This is a genomic window from Flavobacterium succinicans (assembly GCF_001662485.1).
Taxonomy (GTDB): Bacteria; Bacteroidota; Bacteroidia; order Flavobacteriales; family Flavobacteriaceae; genus Flavobacterium; species Flavobacterium succinicans_A.
In genome coordinates this window covers 64,816-87,833 of sequence record NZ_JMTM01000035.1, presented here as the reverse complement: position 1 = coordinate 87,833, position 23,018 = coordinate 64,816, and the positions used below count along the sequence as shown (strand labels likewise).

Sequence of the window (23,018 nt, the reverse complement as noted above, 5' to 3'; positions counted from 1 at the left end):
ATAATGGAATATTAATTGTTGTTGAAAGATGGAAATTGCAATTGGATTGCGCTTTGATTATAAGAATTCACTGCTTCGGCATTTTGTTTTTTGATGTCAATGGCTTGGTTTAAAAAACTGATGTACGACCAGTAACTCATATCGCCATTGGCATAACTTTTCTGAGCCGTTGTAATAATTTGCTCGGCATATTGCAATCCTTCGTTTTGGTAATAAACAAGCGCTTTTTTCTGTTTTTCGAACTCGTTCTGTAATTCCTCTTTTTGCAATTTTAAGGTCAGTTTGCTTTTATCTAATTCTAACTGTGATTGCGATACACTTATTTGTGATGCTTTGGCTTTTGCGGTATTTGCACCACCAAATAATGGAATTTGTAAACCTGCTGTAAAACCTTGAAAATAGGATTTGGTATCGATTGTTTGACCAAAATAACCTAGACCTAATTTTGGCGTTCGCATGGCTTTAAATGTATTGGCTTCTTTTTGATAAACTGAAATTTGCTGTGTGTAATAATCGTTTACTAATCCTTCTACTTTAGTATTATTTAAATCTGTTGGATTAGCATATTGCATAGGTGAATTGACATCAGGCACTATATTTTCATCTGTTTGAATGAAATATTGCAATTGCTTTTGATAAACCACCAAGTCATATTCTAACTGTGCTTTTTGGGTTTCGATTTCTTTCGATTTGGCTTTGGCACTTATGACTTCAATGTTGCCACTTTCTCCGGTTTGAAAACGAAGCTCTGCATTTTTTAGGAATTTAGCATAAATCTCGAACAACTCATTATTTAACTTTTGAATAGAAACTCCATATAAATATTGATAGTAGGCTAATGTTACCGCTTTTTCAATTTCATATTCTGTTAATGCTTTTCGTTTTTCAGCCAATTTGGCTAATTCCTCTTGCAGTTGGCGATTGGCTTTTGTGATTTTACCAATAGGAAAGTATTGTTGAATAGAAACGTTGTGGTCATAATCAACACTATTGAATTGTCCGCCTTGGTATTGCACTTGCAAAGGATCTACTTGAAAAGCCGTTTTCTTGAGAACGGTTTGCTTTTCAATTTCTTTATCAGCAATTTTTAAATCGATGTTATTTGCCTTTGCTTTTTCAATGGCTTTTTCTAAAGTAATTGTTTGGCTGTTTTGAGCAAATGAAAACGAGCTAATCAATAAAACGAGTATTGTTACAATTGGATTTGACATTTTTTTTCTTCTTTTAATTCCTTTTTCAAAAAGTAAATACAAAATTGGTAAAACGATTAAGGTTAGTAATGTTGCAGAAACTAATCCGCCAATAACTACTGTTGCTAATGGTTTTTGCACTTCAGCTCCGCCACTAGTTGATAATGCCATAGGCAAAAATCCTAATGAAGCTACCGCAGCAGTCATTAATACTGGTCTAAGTCTGGTTTTTGTGCCTATTAAAACGCGTTGTAATGGGTCGGTTATCCCTTCTGATTTCAGTTGGTTGAAATAGGAGATTAGTACAATTCCGTTTAGTACTGCTATTCCAAACAAAGCAATAAATCCAATACCAGCCGAAATACTAAATGGCATTCCTCTCAACCATAGTGCAAAAACACCACCGATTGCTGATAATGGAATGGCTGTAAAAATTAACGCCGCTTGTTTCATACTGTTGAATGTAAAAAACAACAACACCATAATTAATCCTAATGCGATTGGTAACGCAACAGAAAGGCGTTTATTAGCTTCAACCAAGTTTTCAAATTGACCACCATAAGTTACATAATAACCAGCCGGAAGTTTGAAGCTTTTATCTAATTTTTGTTGGATTTCTTCGACCACGCTTTTTACATCTCGACCACGAACATTTAAACCTATTGTAATTCGACGTTTTCCGTTTTCACGAGAAACTTGAACCGGACCTTGTTCGTAATTAATAGAGGCTACTTGAGAAAGTGGTACTTGTTGCCCATTTGGTAATGGAATAAACAAATTGCTAACATCTGTAATGTCACTACGATTGTCTTTGTTTAAACGAACGACTACATCAAAACGCTTGCTTTCTTCGTAAATTTTACCTGCGCTTTCGCCTGCAAAAGAAGAACGTATAATTTGATTGATGTCGGCAATATTTAAACCATACAAAGCAATTTTATTATAATCGTATTTGACTGTGATTTGAGGAAGTCCTGTTACTTTATCGGCTTTTAAATCACCAATACCTTCAATACTATTTATTTTAGAAATCAATTCTTTGGCTTTTGTATCTAAAACTTCTAAATCATCGCCAAAAATTTTAATGGCAATATCGCTTCGGCTTCCTGTCATTAATTCGTTGAAACGCATTTGAATGGGTTGCGAAATTTCGATGTTTGCACCAGGAATGGCTTCCATTTCTTCTTTCATTAAGTTGGCTAAATCCTCCCAATTATCAGCAGATGTCCATTCGTCTTTATCTTTTAAAACAATAATCAAATCGCCACTCTCTATTGGCATTGGGTCGGTTGGGATTTCTCCACTTCCAATTTTTGTAACAATAGTTTTGATTTCAGGAAATTTTGCTTTTAAGATTTTTTCGTATTTGGTTGTTGTTTCTACCATTTGGGATAGCGAACTTCCGGTCATAATGGTCGCATTGATTGCTAAATCACCTTCTTCGATAGTTGGAATGAACTCTCCGCCCATATTTTGAAAAACAACTATGGCAAAGACAAACATTGCTAACGAAATGCCTAGAACTGCTTTTTTAAATCGTAATGCTCGGTCTAAAAATGGTGTGTAGATTTTTTCAAACCACGCCATCATTTTATCACTAAAATTAGTTTTGTGTTCGGTGTTTTTTGATAAGAACATCGCACTCATCATTGGTACATAAGTCAAAGAAAGTATAAACGCTCCAATAACCGCAAAACCTACTGTCATTGCCATTGGTTTGAACATTTTTCCTTCTGTTCCTACTAATGCAAGGATTGGCAAGTAAACGATTAAGATTATGATTTCTCCGAATGCTGCACTATTACGAATTTTTGAAGCCGATTTATATACTTCGCTATCCATTTCGGACTGGGTTAAGTTCTTTTGCCTTTTGAGTTTTTGTAAATGGTGCATCGTGGCTTCAACAATAATTACTGCACCATCGACAATAATACCAAAATCGATTGCTCCTAAACTCATTAGGTTTCCGCTTACTCCAAAATGGTTCATTAAGATTACTGCAAAAAGCATTGATAATGGAATTACCGATGCTACAATTAATCCGGCACGAAGATTTCCTAGAAATAATATCAGTACAAAAATCACTATTAATGCACCTTCCAAAAGGTTTTTAGTAACTGTTCCTATAGCGTTATCTACAAGTTTACCTCTGTCAATGAATGCTTCTGCAACCACTCCTTCGGGTAAGGTTTTATTGATTTGTGCCATTTTTTCTTTAACCCTATCAACCACCGCACTTGAGTTTTCGCCTTTTAACATTAGTGCTAAACCGCAAACAATTTCGCCTTTTCCGTCTTTGGTTGATGCTCCATAACGCAATGCAATTCCTTCTCGAACAGTAGCGACATCACGAACTAAAACCGGTGCGCCATTTCTGTTTTTGACTACTACATTTTCTAAATCTTTAATGCCTGTAGCCATACCAACCCCACGAATGAAGTAAGCGTATTGGTCTTTTTCGATATAAGCACCACCTGTATTTTGATTGTTTTTTTCTAAAGCTTCGAAGATTTCGGTAATGGTTACACCCAAACTGTTTAATGTGTTTGGATTGACTGCGATTTCATATTGTTTTAGTTTTCCACCCCAAGTGCTGACTTCGGCAACACCTTCTATACCTTGTAATTGCGGTATGATAATCCAATCTTGAATAGTTCTTAATTTGATTGCATCGTATTTGTCTTCATATCCTTTTTTGGCATAGACATCATACTGATAAATCTCGCCTAAACCTGTTGAAATTGGTGCTAAACCTGGAGTACCAGCATAGGCAGGGATATTTTCTTTTGCTTCTTGAAGCCGTTGGAATATTTGTTCTCTTGCCCAAAAAATATCTACATCGTCTTTGAAAACAACGGTTACTACTGAAAGCCCGAAACGAGAAATACTTCGTAACTCGATTACTTTTGGAATGGTTTTTACTGATTGTTCTAGAGGGTAAGTTATTAATTGCTCTACTTCTTGACTGGCTAAAGTTGGAGCAGTAGTAATTATTTGTACTTGATTATTGGTTACATCGGGTAACGCATCGAGAGGTAATTGTTTGATAGAATAGCTTCCCCAAGCTACTAGAACTAAAGTAAATAATAGTATTATAAACTTGTTCTTGATACTGAACTGTATTATTTTGTCTAACATTGAAAATAGTATAATGAATTAGAAGATTAGCAAAATTTCTTTTGCTATTATTTGTGAAAAGTTCACAAGTTTCTAACCCGAAATTACTCGGGCTTCATTATGCTATTTGCGGTGGTTGCCAAATACTTCCGTAGAAATTAGAAGTAACTATAGAGGTATAGGACGGTAATTGCGTTTTTATACTCTTTGTAATTGGTGTAAAACTAAAAGTAGTAATCTTAAAATAACTCACTATTTGTGAGCCACAACAGTTGCAGTTGCAAAAAGGCGAACATAAATCATTTTCTTTATCGTGATTATGAGATTTTTCATCATGATTATCTGAAATCTCAACAGCTTTGTGTGCTGCACTACTTACTTCCATATCTGCACAAGGCAAGCATGATAGTGCAATTAGATAGATTGATAATATGTAATTTAAAAGTTTCACGAATACAAAGATAAAAATATTTTTAAAACAAATTCTTATATTACATTTTTTTTAGGTGCCTTTATATTTCCCACAAATTTATTTTTTAATATTTTCATATCTTCACTCACTTTTCTGTCCAGCACTTTAGCATAATGTTGAGTAGTTCTCAAGTTTTTATGACCTAACATTTTACTTACGCTTTCGATAGGAACTCCATTAGTAAGTGTTACTGTTGTTGCAAAAGTATGTCTAGCAATGTGAAATGTAAGTTCTTTTTCAATTTCACAAACTCCAGCTATTTCTTTTAAATAAGCGTTCATTTTTTGGTTTGATAGAATAGGTAGTAGTTTATCCTCGTTGTTACATTGTGGATGATTTTCATATTTATCGATTATCATTTGTGTAACTGGAAGGATTGGGATTTTGGAAGCACTTTCTGTTTTTTGTCTGTGAGTGAATATCCATTTCTCGCCATCAATACCGAAGCTTATATGGGATTTTGTTAGGTTTTTGACATCAATGTATGCCAAACCAGTAAAGCAACTGAAAAGGAAGATATCGCGAACCAGAGATAGTCTTTCTGTTTTGAAATTTTTTTCAATTATGCTTTGAATTTCATTTTCTGTTAAATAAACTCGATCAACTTCTTTGACTTTTGACTTATAGTTTGCAAATGGGTTTTTATCTAGCCAGTCATTGGCCAAACAAAGCTTAATTATTTTATTGAAGTTTTTAAGGTACTTAACTGCTGTGTTATTAGCACAGTTTCTAACACTTCTCAACCAAAACTCGTAATCGGTTATAAAGGCATGATCAATCTTTGTAATATCGATATCTGAAACGTTGTATTTCCATTGCATAAACTCAATAGTATGCTTGAGTGAAGTAGTGTAGCGTTCTAATGTTCCTGGAGCGTATTCTTTTCCAACTAATTCCTTTATTTTGTTGTTGTGGTCTTGGAAGATGGGAACAAGCATACGCTTGGTTTCTGATAGACCAAACAATTCATTCTTTAGATTTTCTGAATTTAAACTGATGTCTTTTTTGAAAAGTTTCTTCTCAGCTTCTAAAACTTGACTTTTTAAGTAATCAAGATGACTATTGATTGTTCTAGCTTCTTCTGTGGAACCTTTTACTTTGCTGCCTTCTGAGGACCATTTATCAGGATTGATATATTTGTTGGTGCTAAACTCAAAACGTTTGGTATTGACAGTAACTCTAGTGTAGATAGGACAAACCCCTAAATTGTTGGCTTTTGCTCTCTTGATGTAGAAGAGAATTGATACTGATGTGTTCATTGTTGGTGACCTTAAAGTTAGTATTAAATTTATTCGATTTAATAACTACACACAAGATGTACATTTTTTGAATATGTTGTTGAACACCTTGTAGTATCGGTGCTTTCGTTGCGAGGTGTCACTTAAAATTTATTTTTTTAGTGACACCTTAAAAGACACCTAAACTTTGAGATTTAATGAATAATTTGATACAGCCCTAAAAGAAAAAACCCACTAAATTGTTGAATTTAGTGGGTTTTAGTACCGTTTGTATTTCTACTGGCGGAGAAAGAGGGATTCGAACCCCCGGACCTGTTACAGTCAACAGTTTTCAAGACTGCCGCATTCGACCGCTCTGCCATTTCTCCAGTAAGTCGCTATCATTTCGTGATTGCGAGTGCAAATATAAGACTCTTTTTTGGTTTTGCAAATGAATTTTTATAAAAATTGCACCTTTTTTTTGAGCTTTTTTTTAATCATTTCATTATCTATGTTTTAGGAGAAGAAAAAAAATAAAAAAAAATATCAAAAAACTTAATAGTTTACGTATTCCGTAATTTCAAGACCGTAACCAATCATTCCAACACGTTTTTCGTGAGCAGAATTGGTTACTAAACGTATTTTTGAAATATCAAGGTCGTGAAGAATTTGTGCTCCAATACCAAAATCTTTACTATCAATTTTTATTTTAGGCGCTTTGAGTTCACCGTTGGCTTGTAATTCTCTTAATTCAGCAATTCGGCTCAACAAGTTTATCGCTTGCATGTCTTGATTGATGAAAATTACCGCTCCTTTGCCTTCTTTGTTAATGGTAGTAAACATGTCGTCCAACTGTTTGTCGGCATTGTTGGTCAATGTGCCTAATAGATCATTATTTACTTGTGAAGAGTTGATCCTTGTTAAAATAGATTCTCCTAAATTCCATGTACCTTTGGTCAAGGCAATATGGACTTGTTTGTTGGTCGTTTGTTGATAAGCACGTAATCTAAAGGTACCAAAACGGGTTTGAATGTCGAAATCTTCTTTCTTAACAATTAGGCTGTCGTGTTGCATTCTGTAAGCCACTAATGCTTCTATTGAAACCAATTTCAAATCGAATTTTTTAGCCACTTTGACCAATTGAGGCAAACGAGCCATGGTTCCGTCTTCGTTCATGATTTCTACAATGACTCCAGCAGATTTAAAGCCTGCTAAACGCGCAAAATCAATCGCAGCTTCTGTATGTCCCGTTCTTCTCAAAACACCGCCTTGTTTAGCGATAAGCGGGAAAATATGTCCTGGTCGCGCTAGGTCGTGTGGTTTGGTGTTAGCATCTACCAAAGAGAGAATGGTTTTTGCTCTATCAGCAGCAGAAATTCCGGTGGTTACACCATTTCCTCTTAAGTCTACCGAAACGGTAAAAGCGGTTTCCATTGGATCGGTATTGTTACTCACCATCACGTGAAGCCCTAGTTCTTTGCAACGACTTTCGGTAAGTGGTGCGCAAATTAGTCCTCTTCCGTGGGTCGCCATAAAGTTGATCATTTCTGGAGTTACTTTTTCGGCAGCAGCCAAAAAATCACCTTCATTTTCTCGGTCTTCATCGTCTACTACAATAATTACTTTGCCTTGACGAATGTCTTCAATTGCTTCCTCAATTGTATTGAGTTGTATTTTATCTGCTACCATGTGTAGAATTAATTTTTAGAAGGGAATAATTTTTTAACCAATTTTTGAAAAGGTTCTGCTATACGATCCATATTGATGATACCAATGTCGTTGATGGCTCTATAGGTTAACAAAATAGCCAAAGGAGTCAATAGTATAGAAGCTATCCAAGCTCCCATGAAAGGAGTGAGGCCGTCTTCTTGCGAAACTCTTTTTCCGAAGGTGTTGATAAAATGGAAGGTAATAAATATCAAAACCGCAAATACTATAGGGAGTCCAATACCTCCTTTTCGTATAATAGCTCCTAATGGAGCACCAATAAAGAACATCAAGAAGCATGCGTAGGCAATTACAAATTTCTCATAAATGACAAATTTATGGCTGTTAATGTTTTTTTGCTTTAAATTCAAATCAGAAAGAGTACCGTCAATACTTAAAATAGTACTTTGTGTATTGGCTAAAGCATTTTTGTAAACCGTTGCTTTTTCGTCATCTGTAAAAATGGCTAGTGGATCACTGGGATTGATCTTTTTTGCTTTTTTTACCGTGTCATTCGTTGGTGTTGTGGAAGAGGTTAATGGATTAGTGACTCTCTGATTGATGTTTTCAGAAAAAGATTTGGTCTCTGTAGCCTTACTTTTTGCTAAGGAATCGATGGTATAGCTTAGTTCCGATACGTCAAGCATTCCTTTATTGTCATCATCGTCGTCTTCTTCAACAGCGGCTGTGTTTAACTTAGACAAATCAATGTTGATGATGTCTCTCTTAAATGAACTTTTTACAAAAGGCATTTTTTCTCGATCTTCATATTTATTTGGTGTCACATCTTCATAATAATAGCCATCTTTTAATACCAATTGCAATAAATTCGAAGATTCGTCGCTAATCAATTCGCCAGTTTTAGCTTTGATTACGGTTTTGTTACCGTCGCCCATTAATGATTTTTTATGAATGGTAACCCCGGTCAAAAAATTACCTTTCTCTCCAGTTTTCTTGTTCACTTTGATGTTGTAAATTCCAACCGTGTTGAATTGTCCTTCTGCTATAGCTAAAGCGGGCTTTACTTGAGCAATGTTTCTTCTGAAACTCATAAATTTATACTCGGCATAGGGAATTACGTTATTGGCAAACATAAACGCCACAATACTCAAGAAACAGATGAAAATTACCAAAGTACGAAGGCAGCGTTGCAATGAGATTCCAGATGATTTCATGGCTGCCAATTCATAATTTTCGGAAAAACTTCCAAAAGTCATGATTGAGGCTAATAAAACGGAAAGTGGTAAAACCAAAGGAATAATCCTTGGCATGGCAAACAGTAAGAATTTAATTATCATTATAAAATCCAAATCCTTTCCAGCTAATTCTGTTATAAAAAGCCAAACCGTTTGGAGAATAAAGATGAAAAAAAGGATAACAAAAACCGTAGTAAATGTAATCAGAAACGATTTTAATAAATATTTGTCAAGTATCTTCACCTATGTTTAATCTAATTTATTGATGTAGTAATTGGGGTATTTACTCGGCACAAAGGTAAATTGATTTTTTGATAATGGCTGATTAGTTTTAAAAGAATTAACCGTAAGTGTTGTTTTCGTTCCTTTTTTTCCAAATTCGATTAAGTTGTAAATATGCTTAGTTCGAATGTCAATTCCTAGTAGGATTTCCTTTCTTTGGTCTTTTGCATTTGTAGGAACCAGTTTTACATATTGTATTTTTCGACCTCTAACATCTTGAACAATGTCCATGGTGTATTTGTAACCCGAGTTGAAAAAAGTCAACATTTTTGAAGGGGTAATGGCGTTATCGTCATTTTCATTCAGTTTAGAAATCGTGATTTCTTCATCTTCAGGAACGATAGTGTAGGTTTTCTTGCCGTCAAAAAGTTTCGTAACTCCCATAAAATTGAGTACATACATGTTTCCTTTTAGGACTACATTTCCTTTGCTGTCTTGATTGATGTTTTCTTTAGCATTTTGCAAGCTGTACTTAAAGTCAATGGTAATGTTGTTGTAGCTTTTTACTTTGCTAGTGACTTGTTCTAATAGGGCTTTTGCTTTTTTGTCTTGGGCTGATGATGAAAAAACAACAAAAAATAAGGCGATTGCAGTAAAGAACGACGAAATAGATTGAAACTTGTTATTTGAATGAACAAGGGAGTTTTGAATACTAGGGAACATGATTTAATTGTTTAGTTCGTTATTGAAAAATTGATCAAGAGAACTCATATCTTGTATATTAACGCTACGGGCTTTGCTTCCTTCAAACGCGCCTACAATTCCAGCAGCTTCTAATTGATCGATTAGTCGTCCGGCTCTGTTGTATCCGAGCTTGAGTTTGCGTTGTAGTAAAGAAGCGGAACCTTGTTGTGCATTCACAATAATTTCGGCGGCTTCTCTAAATAAGGGGTCTCTTTCAGAAACATCTATATCAAGATTAATGCCACTTTCTTCACCCACAAACTCTGGAAGTAAATAAGCAGTGGCATAGGCTTTTTGAGCACCTATAAATTCGGTTATTTTTTCTACTTCTGGAGTGTCGATAAAGGCACATTGTACACGAACCACATCGTTACCATTGGTATATAATAAATCCCCTCTACCAATTAGCTGATCTGCTCCTTGTGTATCCAGAATGGTTCTAGAGTCAATTTTTGAAGTTACTCTAAAAGCGATACGAGCTGGGAAGTTGGCTTTAATCAAACCTGTAATTACATTCACCGAAGGTCTTTGAGTAGCAATAATCAAATGGATTCCGATAGCACGAGCCAATTGAGCCAAACGAGCAATAGGAACTTCTACTTCTTTACCTGCGGTCATAATTAAGTCGGCAAACTCGTCTACTACCAATACGATGTAAGGTAAAAAACGATGTCCTAATTCTGGATTTAACTTTCTAGATTTGAACTTCTCGTTATACTCTTTAATGTTACGCACCATTGCATCTTTCAATAACGAATAACGATTGTCCATTTCAACGCAAAGTGAGTTTAAGGTAGCGACAACTTTTGCATTATCGGTAATAATGGCATCTTCGGTATCGGGTAATTTGGCTAAATAATGTCTTTCTATTTTATTAAAAAGAGTAAGTTCTACTTTTTTAGGATCGACCAAAACGAATTTCACTTCGGCTGGATGTTTTTTGTACAAAAGAGAAGTCAACACGGCATTTAATCCTACTGATTTTCCTTGTCCTGTAGCACCTGCCATCAATAAGTGAGGCATTTTTGCCAAATCAACTACAAAAGTTTCATTAGAAATGGTTTTTCCTAAAGCAATTGGTAATTCCATTTCGGCTTCTTGAAATTTAGCCGAGCCAATAACGCTTTTCATAGAAACCATAGTAGGATTCTTGTTTGGAACCTCGATACCAATGGTTCCTTTTCCTGGAATTGGTGCAATGATACGAATTCCGAGAGCGGATAATGACAAAGCAATATCGTCTTCTAAACTCTTTATTTTTGAAATTCTGATACCTGCTTCTGGAACAATTTCATATAAGGTTACCGATGGACCAACTGTTGCTTTAATTTGAGCAATTTCAATTTTGTAATTGCGTAAAGTGTCAACAATTCTATTTTTGTTTTCTTCTAATTCTTCTTGATTTATGGTAATTCCTCCTGTAGAATATTCTTTTAATAAATCAATCGTTGGGTATTTATAATGCGATAAATCCAACGTTGGATCAAATAGCCCAAAATCAGAAACCAAACGAGAAGCAAGATTTTCTTCAATAATATCTTCTTCTGCTGCTTTTTCTATTACAAAAGCTTCATCGTTGGTAGCGATTACTTCATTTCGAACTGGAGTAACTAAGGGTTGTGGCTTCAATTGAGGTTCCAAATTGATTTCTGAAGCACTACTAATAGTCGGTTTCAAGGCTTCTTTATTGATTTCAAACTGTGAGCCTGAGGTTTTCAGATGAATGGTATCTTCTATATCTTCTTCCTCTTCAATGGCAAATTCTTCTAGATTATAAGCGTTTGAAGTTTCTTTCGAAAAAGGATTGTTCGCTATTTCGTCTTTAATTTCTTCCTTAGTCGAGTGAAACAAACTTTGGATTTTTTCTGGCGAAACTTTTAATTTGAAAATTAAGTAAATCAAAACACCAAAAATCAGCACTAATAAAGTACCTGTTTTTCCGATGTAATCTTGACATAGTAAATTGAGTTCATAGCCCACTGTCCCTCCTAATTCAGGTACAGATGTTGCAAAAAATCCAAATAAAACGGAGAGAATTACAATCAAAAATAAGTCCCAAAACCAAATATTTTTGAGTCTTTTCAGTCTCAGATCTAAAAATAAAAATAGACCTGTTAAGAAAAATAAGCGAACGAATAAAAAGGAAGCGATTCCGAATCCTTTATATAGTAAAGCATCTGCAAGAAAAACACCAATTTTCCCTAACCAATTTTGCACCACTTCGTTTCTATCGGTCATGGCGTTTACCGCACTTTGATCTTCTTGTCCATGAAGAAAATAAGAAACAAAAGCGATTAACAATCCGATAGAAAATAGTAGCAGCAAACTACCAATGATGAGTTTGTTTTGTTTAGATACCTTCCAAAATTGTAGCTTAGGATTAGCTGAGTCAGAAGGAGAATCAGGGGTGTTTTTTTTTCTTGTTTTTGCCATTCTTTTTTTGAAGTAAGCCTATATGAATTTTGGAACGTAAATGATTAAACCTATAATGATAGCAGTAATTGCAGCAAAGAAAACAGATCCCGCAGCAATGTCTTTGATAAAACCTATTCGTTGACTGTAATTCGGATGAATAAAGTCGGCTATTTTTTCTACAGCGGTATTCAGTCCTTCGACGCTCATAACTAAGCCAATAGCAAAGGTTTGAAACAACCATTCTGTAGCAGAAATATTCATTGTAAAGCCTAAAATGCTAATGAGTATTCCAATAGAAAACTGAACCATTATACTGTGTTCCGTACTAATTAATTTAACAGCTCCTTTAAATGCATAAGTTACGCTCTTTAATCTTCCAGTTACAAAAGAATTGTCTTTTTGAAATTCCATAAATAAATTATAGTGCCGCTAATGCTGCTTCGTAATTAGGTTCGTTAGCGATTTCTGCTACTTGTTCTGTGTGAGTGATAACGCCGTTTTCATCAGTAACTAGTATTACTCTAGAGTGTAATCCAGCTAAAGGACCGTCAGTAATTTCTAAACCATTGGTTTTACCAAAACTACCTTCTTGAAAATCGGATAAATTCACTACATTTTCCAAACCTTCGGCACCACAAAAACGTTTTTGAGCAAATGGTAAATCTCTTGAAATACACAAAACAGTAGTATTCTCTAAAGAACTAGCACTTTCGTTGAATTTTCTAACGGATGTAGCACAAGTTCCAGTGTCTATACTTGGAAAAATATTTAAAACCAATTTTTTACCAGCAAAATCAGCCAATGTTGCTACTGATAAATCGTTTTTAACTAGTTTAAAATCTATTAATTTGCTTCCTACTTGAGGAAGATCGCCTGAAGTGTGAATTGGGTTTCCACCTAATGTTACTGTCGCCATATCGTTGTTTTTTTTGAGCTTCAAAAGTATGAATTTTTTTTAAGATTTGGGTTTCCGTATTCAAGATTTTCCCCAAGATGAAATACCTTGTAGATTCTTTTGTTTGCTGGCAAAATGTAGTGCTAGCTCTTTTTTAGTACTGAAGTAACTCGTTTTGAATATGTTTTTTTATCCTTTTTTTAAAATATAAATTAAAGAGTATCACCTTTCATTTTTTGCAGATATATGCTATATTGCGTAAAAATCCAAAATTGGTTTATGGTTGAGCAAAATATTTATAATGAAGACAATATACGTTCTCTCGATTGGAAAGAACACATCCGGATGCGTCCTGGAATGTATATCGGAAAGCTTGGTGACGGTTCTTCGCCGGATGACGGTATTTATATTCTTTTAAAAGAAGTATTAGACAACTGTATTGACGAATTTGTCATGGGCGCTGGAAAATCGATCGAAGTGACCATAAAAGACAAAACGGTTGCGGTTCGCGATTATGGTCGAGGGATTCCTTTAGGAAAGGTAATCGACGTAGTTTCTAAAATGAATACAGGAGGAAAATATGACTCCTTGGCATTTAAGAAATCCGTTGGATTGAATGGAGTAGGAACCAAGGCGGTGAATGCTTTGTCTAATTATTTTAGAGTAGAATCGGTTCGTGATGAGAAGCAAAAAGCAGCTGAATTTTCCGCGGGAAATTTGGTTTTGGAAGAAGATATTATCGAAACCACCAAGCGTAAAGGAACCAAAGTTACGTTTACCCCAGATGAAGCCATCTTCAAAAACTATAAATTCAGAAATGAGTATATAGTCAAAATGCTTAAAAACTATTGTTACCTAAATACTGGATTAACGATAATTTATAACGGCGAAAAATATTTTTCTGAAAATGGATTGAAAGATTTATTAGATGAAAATATTGCAGAGGAAGATATGGTGTATCCCATTATTCATCTCAAAGGGGAGGATATTGAGATTGCAATGACCCATAGTAAATCGCAATACAGCGAGGAATACCATTCTTTTGTAAACGGTCAAAATACGACGCAAGGGGGAACCCATTTAGTCGCTTTTAGAGAAGCGGTGGTCAAAACCATTCGTGAATTTTACAACAAAACCTTCGACCCTTCGGATATTCGTAAATCCATTGTGAGTGCGGTTAGTATCAAGGTGATGGAACCTGTTTTTGAATCCCAAACCAAAACCAAATTAGGTTCTACGGATATGGGCTCTGAGCCTGGAATGGCATCGGTGAGAACGTTTGTGAATGACTTTGTGAAAAATAAATTAGACAATTTTTTACATAAAAATCCAGAAACAGCTGATTTGTTGCTACGAAAAATTCTACAAGCCGAGCGAGAGCGAAAAGAGTTATCAGGCATTCGAAAATTAGCCAAAGACCGTGCTAAAAAAGCGAGTTTGCACAACAAGAAATTGAGAGACTGTCGCGTGCATTTGCCAGACATCAAAAACCCAAGATATTTAGAAAGTACGTTGTTTATCACCGAGGGAGATTCCGCTTCGGGGTCGATTACCAAATCGCGTGATGTGAATACACAAGCGGTTTTTAGTTTGCGTGGAAAGCCTTTGAATTCTTACGGAATGAGTAAGAAGATTGTGTATGAAAATGAAGAATTCAATTTGTTGCAAGCGGCCTTGAATATCGAAGAAGATATGGGTGACTTGCGCTACAACAATATTGTAATCGCCACCGATGCCGATGTCGATGGAATGCACATTCGTTTATTGTTAATTACCTTTTTCTTGCAATTTTTCCCTGAATTAATCAAAGAAGGGCATTTGTATATTTTGCAAACACCGCTTTTTAGGGTTCGAAATAAGAAAGAAACCATTTATTGCTACTCTGATGAAGAGCGCAGAGACGCCATTGAAAAATTAAAACCCAAACCCGAAATCACTCGATTTAAAGGACTCGGGGAAATTTCGCCAGATGAGTTCAAAAATTTCATTGGAGAAACCATCCGATTGGATCCTATTATGATGGATAAAAACACCTCTATCGAGCAATTATTGTCCTTTTATATGGGCAAAAACACCCCAGACCGACAAGATTTTATCATCAAAAACTTGAAGGTAGATTTGGATGTGATTGAGAAAGAATAGTATTGTTTTAAAGCGAAAAATTTAGTTTATGCGGAAAGTAATATTTTTGATGGCTATTTTACTATTGGTTTCTTGCAAAAATGAAAATGCACAACAACCAATAGAATCCGAAGGAATTCCGATTGAAAAATCAATTAGTAAAATAATTAGCAAGAGAGATTTTCCAATAAAGAATTTTTCTAAAATTGAATTGGTTTCTTATTATAATAGAGTTCTTTGGGATACTATAAAATATAAGGGTGAGCGGCCCTCATATAAACTATTAGTTGATAATTATAAACTTACTTTTGATAGTACAATGATACAAGAGAGAGTGGTTTTAAATAAAAGTCAAGAGAAAGAACTTTTAAATCTATTGATAAGTGACACCTGTGTTCCGAAAGAGATTGAAGCTGCTTGTTATGATCCTAGGCATATGATATTGTTTAGAGATAAAAAAAATAGAATTGTTGGTTACAATGAGTTTTGTATAAGTTGTATTGGCTCGAGAAGTTCAAAAAATTTGGAAGGATTTCAAAAATATTGTTATGCTGATATGGCTGAACTATTTCGAAAATTTGGAATAAAACTTTTTGTAACCTTTGAAGATCATCAAGAAGAAACAGAGTTTGTAAAGCGTAAAGGGCTTATGAATTTGAATTGAAAAGTAATAAAAAATGAATAAAAAAACGTTAGTAATCATTGTTTTAGCTTTTGTACTAGGTTTTGGTGGGACATTTTTTATTATCAAAAGTAATGATCATAAAGAATGTGAAATTGTTACCAAAAAAGTGAAAGACAAAAACGGAAATTGGGTGACCACAGAAGAACATATTTGCAAAGAAAAGTATGCTTTTTAGTGAACTTCATTTTAACTTTTTAGTTGTGACAAACGACTCTAACCAGATAAAGTTCCAATAGTAAAATTTTGTTTCTGTTTAATGGAAGACATTGAAAATATATCAATTCAAATAGAGAATATTCATTCTTATTTTAGCGATTACGCAAATCGTCAGGTCAATTATGCGTATACATTGCGTAATTGGTTGATTGGTATGTATTTGTTTCAAATTGAACAAAAGGGAAAAGAAAGGGCTGAATATGGTGAAAAAATATATAAGAATTTAGCAAAAAAATTAAAAGAGAAAAACATAAAGGGTATGTCCTTTATGATGTTGCATAGTTTTAAAAACTTCTTTTTGACTTATCCCTCAATTATTCAATTAGTCACTGAACAATTTCAAAATGTTGAAAATAAAGATTTTGTAATTATCCAATCACTGATTGGAGAATTCAATTTAGAAGATAAAGCAATTCGTCAATCAGTAATTGAACAACCTAAAATTAGAGAAAAAGTAAAATCTATTGCAGATGAGAATCCTAGTTTATTCATTAGCAAAATAAGTTTTACACATATTCTGGAGTTTATTAAAATAGAAAATGCCTTGCAACGGAGTTTTTATGAAATTCAGACCATAAAAAACAATTGGACGGTTAGACAACTTCAACGAGAAATTAATTCAATGCTTTTCGAGCGAATTGGTTTGAGTACCAATAAAGAATTACTTTTAGATAAAGTCAAAAATGATCATTTTAGTGCTTTTTCTGATATTGTAAAAAGTCCCTATATTTTAGAATTCTTGAATATTCCTGAAATAGCGACTTATTCAGAAAATGATTTAGAACAAAGTATTATCAATCATTTGCAACAATTTCTGATAGAATTGGGACGTGGATTTTGTTTTGAAGCGATACAAAAAAGAATTTCATTCAATAACAAGCATTACAGAATTGATTTGGTTTTTTATCATCGAATATTAAAATGCCATATATTAATTGATTTGAAAATCGGAGAGTTTGACCATTCAGATGCCGGACAAATGAATCTTTATTTGAATTATTTCAAAGAAAATGAAATGGCAGAAAATGATAATCCTCCTATAGGTATTATATTATGCAGTCAAAGAGATGCTGCTTTGGTTCATTATGCTACGGGTGGATTATCACAAGAAGTTTTTGTTAGCAAATATAAATTGCAACTTCCAACGGAAGATGAACTTAAAGACTTAATTAAAAACGATGTAAAATCTTTTCAAAATAGCGATTAAAAATATCATAAATGAAAGACGAAGAAGAAGATAACATCCTTCCTAACGAAGACGAAAACAACGACGCCAGTTTTGATGCTAATGATCAAGAGGGTTTCGATGACATTTCGACTTCAAGTGGGATGCACCATTTTTACGAAAATAATGCAGACGAGCACGATACCATTACCAAAGTTACAGGAATGTACAAAGATTGGTTTTTGGATTACGCTTCGTATGTGATCTTAGAACGTGCCGTACCCGCAATAGAAGACGGATTCAAGCCGGTGCAACGTCGTATTATGCATTCGTTAAAAGAATTAGACGACGGTCGTTATAACAAAGTAGCAAATGTGGTAGGACACACTATGCAATACCATCCTCACGGGGATCAGAGTATTGCCGATGCTATGGTGCAAATTGGTCAAAAAGATTTATTGATTGACTGCCAAGGAAACTGGGGTAATATTTTAACAGGTGATGGCGCAGCTGCTTCTCGTTACATCGAGGCGCGTTTGTCTAAATTTGCTTTAGAGGTATTGTATTCGCCTAAAATTACAGATTGGGGCGTGTCGTATGACGGTCGTCGTGCAGAACCGAATAATCTTCCCGTGAAGTTTCCGTTGCTTTTGGCACAAGGAGCAGAGGGAATCGCGGTGGGGCTTTCTACCAAAGTGTTGCCTCATAACTTCAATGAGTTAATCGATGCTTCTATAAAAATTCTGAAAGGGAAACCCTTTACTTTATATCCAGATTTTCAAACTGCTGGGATTGCGGATGTATCGAATTACAACGATGGTATGCGTGGCGGACGTGTGCGTGTGCGTGCCAAGATCAGTCAGTTGGACAAAAACACTTTGGTGATTACCCAAATTCCGTTTTCGACCAATACCTCTAGTTTGATTGATAGTATTTTGAAAGCCAATGAAAAAGGGAAAATCAAAATCAAGAAAATCGAAGACAATACTGCTGCCGAGGTTGAGATTTTAATCCATCTTTTCCCGGGTGTTTCTCCAGATAAAACCATCGATGCTTTGTTCGCTTTTACCGCTTGCGAAACGTCTGTAGCGCCATTAGGTTGTGTCATTGAAGACAACAAACCGCTTTTTATTGGGGTTTCGGATATGTTAAAAATTTCGACAGACCGTACCGTAGATTTATTGCGTCAAGAACTCGAAATTCAATTAGAAGAGTTAAAAAATAAATGGCATTTCTCTACTTTGGAGAAAATCTTCATTCGTGAAGAAATGTACATTGACTTCAAATTGTACTCTGATAGAGAATCTTTGTACAAGTATATGTATGATCGTTTCGAGCCTTTCAAAGCCTCCTTTGTAAGGGAAATAAACGATGATGATTTGCAAAAACTAACGCAAATCCCAATGATTCGTATCACGCGTTTTGACTCAGATAAAGCCGATGATTTCATTGCGAAATTAGAGGACGAAATGAAGGAAGTGCAACATCATTTGGATCACATCATCGATTTTGCGATAGCTTATTTTGCTAAACTTAAAGAAAAATACGGTAAAGGAAAAGAACGCCAAACCGAACTCCGCATTTTTGATGATATCGAAGCGACCAAAGTGGTTTTGCGTAATACCAAATTATACGTCAATCGCGAGGAAGGTTTCGTGGGAACTAGCCTTAAGAAAGACGAATATGTGGTGGATTGTTCGGATATTGACGATGTGATTGTTTTTCTTCGTAATGGAACGATGATGATTACCAAAGTCGATGCTAAAACCTTTGTGGGTAAAGACATTATTCACGTTGCTATTTTCGATAAAGGTGATAAACGCACGATTTACAATATGATTTATCGTGATGGAAAATCGGGTCCGTCTTACATTAAGCGATTCAATGTTTCGGGTGTTACCAGAGATAAAGCGTATGATTTGACCAATGAAACACCTGGTTCACAGATCCTATATTTTTCATGCAATCCAAATGGTGAAGCCGAAGTAATTAATATTATTCTGCGTCAAGTAGGTAGTATCAAAAAACTCAAATTTGATATTGACTTCGCCAAATTAGCCATCAAAGGAAGAGCTTCTAAAGGAAATTTGGTCACCAAATATCCAATCAAGAAAATTGAATTAAAAGAGAAAGGTATTTCTACTTTATTGCCAAGAAAAGTTTGGTTTGACGATACCGTGCAGCGATTGAATGTGGATGGAAGAGGCGAGTTGTTGGGTGAATTTAGACCAAGCGACAAATTATTAGTTATTTCTCAAGCTGGAAAACTCAAGGTTATTATACCTGAATTGTCTACTCATTTTGATGAGGATATGATAGTTTTAGAAAAATGGAATCCTAAAAAACCGATTTCTGCGATTTATTTTGACGGCGAAAAAGAACGGTATTTTATCAAGCGTTTTTTAGTAGAGGTGGAGCATAAAGAAGAATCGTTTATTACCGATCATCCGAATTCAAAACTAGAAATTGTTGCTACTGATTATCGTCCAGTAGCCGAATTGATTTTTGCTAAAGTGAAAGGTGTTCAAAAAGAAAATCAAGTTGTAGATATCGAGAGTTTTATTGCGGTAAAAGGCTTTAAAGCTTTAGGAAACCAATTGACAACCGATAAGTTAAAACAAGTGAATTTATTAGATCCTTTGCCTTATGAAGAGCCAGAAGAGGTTCTGCCTGAACCTACAGAAAATATAGAAGATACCGTTGATGATGCTTCTATTCAATTAGAAGATGATGGACAAGTCACTTTATCTTTAGAATAATTTAAAACCGTTTCCAACTTCAAAAGGAAACGGTTTTTTTTAGTATTTTTTCAAAGGTATCGCCCAATTTTTTAAGTGAGTCAAAAATATCGTCTTTTGAACGCTGAAGAAGTAGCCTTGAAAAATGAGGTTTTTATTCCTCATCTTCCAATTTAAAAGGGTAATCTCCGAATAGTTTTGCCAGTTTTCTAACAGCATAGGTGTTTTTTGTCATTTTGTTTGATAAAGCAATAATAACCACTTTCTCCTTAGGTAGGGTAATATACGAAGAGGTGTTCCCGTGCCACCAGCCATTATGAAAATAAAAGTTTTGACCTGTATCCCAATTGATCATTCTTATTCCAAGACCGTAGTTTTTAGTTCCTTTTCGTTCATTGCTGTAGGGCTTAAAAACTTGTGCCCATAATTCGGGTTCTAAAAAGTTTTTAGCATTTCTGGCCAAATCAAATTTTAACAAATCTCTAGGTGTGGAATAAATATTCTTGTCGCCGTATACGCCATCCAAAAAATCGACACCAATTTCTACCTTATTTGCTTTATAGGAAGGAACGATTCTTTTTTTATCTTTTTTAATGTCACAAACAAAGGAATGTGTCATGCCTAAAGGTTGAAACAACATTTTGTCCATCGCTTCTATATACGAAAGCTTGGTTACTTTTTCGATAATTAGCGCAAGCATCGCATAATTGGTATTGCAATAAGCAAAACGACTATCAGTTTTGAATTCCAGATCAATGTTTTTTGTAGCCATCAAATCCAAAAGGTCTTGATTGGTTAGTGTTTTGTGACGGTCCCAAATATTGGTTTTTCTGTCTGTAAAATAAGAATAGTTGCGTATGCCACTTCGGTGATTTAACAACGTTCTAACGGTAACTTCTGGATAAGGAAAACGATCCAAAAGCGTAGTAACTTTTTGATCTAAATCAATGCGTTTGGCGTTGACTAATTTTAAAATCACTGTAGCAGTTAGTACTTTACTTACAGAAGCTATATGCAATGGGGTTTCGCTTGTAATGGAGTCTTTATCTCTAAAATTAGCTAGTCCATGGTATTTTTCGTAAATAATTTGACCATTTTGAGCCACTAGAAAACTACCGTTCATCGAATTGTTGAGCCAGTTTTTTTGATAAAATGCATCAATTTTTACTTTTTTTGCGGCTATATAGTCAGCAGGTAATTGGGTACTATCTTTACTAGCAGGTTTTACGAAGGGAAGTACATTTTTAGGTAATTGAGCGTCGGTTAATTCTACCTTTTTTATTTCTTTTGCACAGGAACTAATTGCCAAAGAAAGGACAAGTAATTGTGCTATATTTGCTTTTTTTATAAGAGTCATTGAGTGTAAATTGTGAGAACAAATATATAGAATCAAATGCTTTTTGTTTCTAGTTTTTTTCAAAATATTACTCCTTTTAAGTTATTGAAAACAGGTAGTAAATATAGTGTATTGGAGTTCAATAATTAATGTTTCTATGTTTTGATAATACTGTGCTAAAAGTAGATGTTTTTGGTTTAAATTGTTATATTTGTAACAATATAATTGAATAAAGTTAAATATTAATGTAATTTAAATACTGTAAAAATGAAGTTTGGAATTATCAAAGAAAGAAAAAACCCACCAGACAGAAGAGTTGTTTTTTCTCCCAATGAAATCAAAACCATTCAAGAGCAATTTCCAGCAGTCACGTTTAAGGTGGAACCATCTGATATTCGAGTTTTCACTGATGAGCAATATCGAGAACTCGGTATTGAAGTTACGGAAGATTTATCCGATTGTGAAGTTTTGTTTGGGGTAAAAGAGGTTCCTGTTGAAGCTTTGATTCCAAATAAAAAATACTTCTTTTTTTCGCATACTATCAAAAAACAGTCGTACAATAGAAAATTGTTGCAAGCTGTTCTAGAAAAGCATATCGATTTATATGATCACGAAACTATTGTTGACGCTGCAAATAAGCGATTAATTGGTTTTGGACGTTATGCAGGAATAGTGGGTGCTTACAACGCAATAAGAGCTTTTGGAATTAAGTTTGAATTGTTCAAAATGCCCAAAGCAGAGGCTTTAAATGGAAAAGATGCTTTGGTACAACAACTTAAAAGACAAATTATTCCACCTATAAAAATTGTGGTTACAGGAACAGGAAAAGTAGGAAGTGGGGTAAAAGAAATTTTGACCGCTATGAAAATTAAAGAGGTTTCGGTAGATCATTTTTTGACCAAAACATTTACGCAGCCGGTTTTTACTCAAATTGATGTTTTAGATTACAACAAAAGAATCGATGGTAAAAAGTTGGATACACTCGATTTTTATAAAAATCCTCACGACTACGAATCGGATTTTGAACGTTTCAGCAAAGCAGCTGATATTTATATTTCGGGACATTTTCATGCGAATGCAGCTCCCGAAATTTTATCACAAAAGATGCTTCAAGCAAGTGATTGTAAAATAAAAATTGTGGCTGATGTTTCTTGTGATGTCAATGGTCCCATAGCTTGTACTCTGAGAGCATCGACTATTGCAGAACCCTTATATGGTTATTTACCTATCGAAAACAAGGAAGTTGATGTTTTTCACCCAGCAGCCATTGTGGTCATGGCTGTTGATAATTTGCCTTGCGAATTGCCAAAAGATGCTAGCGAAGGTTTTGGTGAAATGTTTACCAAGCATGTGGTTCCTGCTTTTTTTAATACTGATGCTGACGAAATTTTAGCTCGTGCCCAAATGACTCAGGATGGTAAATTAACTGAAAGATTCCAGTATTTACAAGATTACGTTGATGGAAAATAGAAAGAAGGTAACTGCATCTGATTTATTTAAAATACTTTAGAACGTTTTGTTGTTATGTGAGCAAAAATAAAAAGGACTTTTTATCGATTTAATTGGTTTAAAAAAAATATTC

Annotated in this window: 16 protein-coding genes and 1 tRNA gene; 6 read left to right on the top strand and 11 right to left on the bottom strand. The window is 34.6% G+C overall.

Features of this window, described 5'->3' with window-relative positions; translation table 11 throughout:
- Positions 1 to 11: 11 nt before the first annotated feature.
- The 10 genes from FLB_RS05890 to tpx all read right to left on the bottom strand — a co-directional run bounded on the left by FLB_RS05890 (position 12) and on the right by tpx (position 13,196).
- Positions 12 to 4,328, bottom strand: coding sequence for a CusA/CzcA family heavy metal efflux RND transporter (locus tag FLB_RS05890; RefSeq protein ID WP_064715033.1), 4,317 nt, complete (start codon positions 4,326 to 4,328; stop codon positions 12 to 14).
- Positions 4,329 to 4,425: 97 nt separating this feature from the next.
- Entirely contained in the window at positions 4,426 to 4,758 is a 333-nt protein-coding gene (locus FLB_RS14115) for a DUF6660 family protein (protein WP_317038994.1), read from the bottom strand.
- Positions 4,759 to 4,793: 35 nt separating this feature from the next.
- Complete coding sequence (locus tag FLB_RS05885; protein WP_064715032.1) at positions 4,794 to 6,038, bottom strand: site-specific integrase; 1,245 nt, start codon at positions 6,036 to 6,038, stop codon at positions 4,794 to 4,796.
- 259 nt (positions 6,039 to 6,297) lie between these two features.
- A tRNA-Ser gene (locus FLB_RS05880) sits at positions 6,298 to 6,385 on the bottom strand.
- Positions 6,386 to 6,551: 166 nt separating this feature from the next.
- On the bottom strand, positions 6,552 to 7,685 hold the full coding sequence (gene ribB / locus FLB_RS05875) for a 3,4-dihydroxy-2-butanone-4-phosphate synthase (protein ID WP_064715031.1): 1,134 nt from the start codon (positions 7,683 to 7,685) through the stop codon (positions 6,552 to 6,554).
- An 8-nt stretch (positions 7,686 to 7,693) separates the two neighbouring features.
- On the bottom strand, positions 7,694 to 9,142 hold the full coding sequence (locus tag FLB_RS05870; protein WP_064715030.1) for an LptF/LptG family permease: 1,449 nt from the start codon (positions 9,140 to 9,142) through the stop codon (positions 7,694 to 7,696).
- 6 nt (positions 9,143 to 9,148) lie between these two features.
- Entirely contained in the window at positions 9,149 to 9,844 is a 696-nt protein-coding gene (locus FLB_RS05865) for a LolA family protein (RefSeq protein ID WP_082923224.1), read from the bottom strand.
- A 3-nt stretch (positions 9,845 to 9,847) separates the two neighbouring features.
- Positions 9,848 to 12,298 carry a DNA translocase FtsK gene (locus FLB_RS05860; RefSeq protein ID WP_064715029.1) on the bottom strand — a complete coding sequence of 817 codons (2,451 nt, stop codon included), beginning with the start codon at positions 12,296 to 12,298 and terminating at the stop codon, positions 9,848 to 9,850.
- A gap of 18 nt (positions 12,299 to 12,316) precedes the next feature.
- Positions 12,317 to 12,691, bottom strand: coding sequence for a diacylglycerol kinase family protein (locus FLB_RS05855; protein WP_064715028.1), 375 nt, complete (start codon positions 12,689 to 12,691; stop codon positions 12,317 to 12,319).
- A 7-nt stretch (positions 12,692 to 12,698) separates the two neighbouring features.
- Positions 12,699 to 13,196 (bottom strand): thiol peroxidase, encoded by a 498-nt coding sequence (tpx, locus tag FLB_RS05850; RefSeq protein ID WP_064715027.1) that lies wholly within the window; start codon positions 13,194 to 13,196, stop codon positions 12,699 to 12,701.
- 258 nt (positions 13,197 to 13,454) lie between these two features.
- On the opposite strand from tpx, the gene FLB_RS05845 reads away from it, so the two are divergent.
- From FLB_RS05845 to FLB_RS05825, 5 genes are all read left to right on the top strand, one after another.
- Positions 13,455 to 15,317: a DNA topoisomerase IV subunit B gene (locus FLB_RS05845; RefSeq protein WP_064715275.1), complete on the top strand. Its 1,863-nt coding sequence runs from the start codon at positions 13,455 to 13,457 to the stop codon at positions 15,315 to 15,317.
- 28 nt (positions 15,318 to 15,345) lie between these two features.
- The gene (locus FLB_RS05840) at positions 15,346 to 15,960 is read left to right on the top strand and encodes a hypothetical protein (protein ID WP_064715026.1); all 615 of its coding nucleotides are present in this window, start codon (positions 15,346 to 15,348) and stop codon (positions 15,958 to 15,960) included.
- Between the two features lie 13 nt (positions 15,961 to 15,973).
- Positions 15,974 to 16,156, top strand: a complete 183-nt coding sequence (locus FLB_RS05835) for a hypothetical protein (protein WP_064715025.1) — start codon at positions 15,974 to 15,976, stop codon at positions 16,154 to 16,156.
- Positions 16,157 to 16,237: 81 nt separating this feature from the next.
- The gene (locus tag FLB_RS05830) at positions 16,238 to 17,404 is read left to right on the top strand and encodes a YhcG family protein (protein ID WP_064715024.1); all 1,167 of its coding nucleotides are present in this window, start codon (positions 16,238 to 16,240) and stop codon (positions 17,402 to 17,404) included.
- Positions 17,405 to 17,415: 11 nt separating this feature from the next.
- A complete protein-coding gene (locus FLB_RS05825; RefSeq protein WP_064715023.1) occupies positions 17,416 to 20,121 on the top strand; it encodes a DNA gyrase/topoisomerase IV subunit A in 2,706 nt (901 codons plus the stop codon).
- 133 nt (positions 20,122 to 20,254) lie between these two features.
- On the opposite strand, the gene FLB_RS05820 is transcribed toward FLB_RS05825, so the two are convergent.
- A complete protein-coding gene (locus FLB_RS05820; RefSeq protein ID WP_064715022.1) occupies positions 20,255 to 21,457 on the bottom strand; it encodes a serine hydrolase domain-containing protein in 1,203 nt (400 codons plus the stop codon).
- A gap of 246 nt (positions 21,458 to 21,703) precedes the next feature.
- Between FLB_RS05820 and FLB_RS05815 the strand changes: the two genes are divergently transcribed.
- Positions 21,704 to 22,906, top strand: a complete 1,203-nt coding sequence (locus tag FLB_RS05815; RefSeq protein ID WP_064715021.1) for an NAD(P)-dependent oxidoreductase — start codon at positions 21,704 to 21,706, stop codon at positions 22,904 to 22,906.
- Positions 22,907 to 23,018 lie beyond the last annotated feature (112 nt).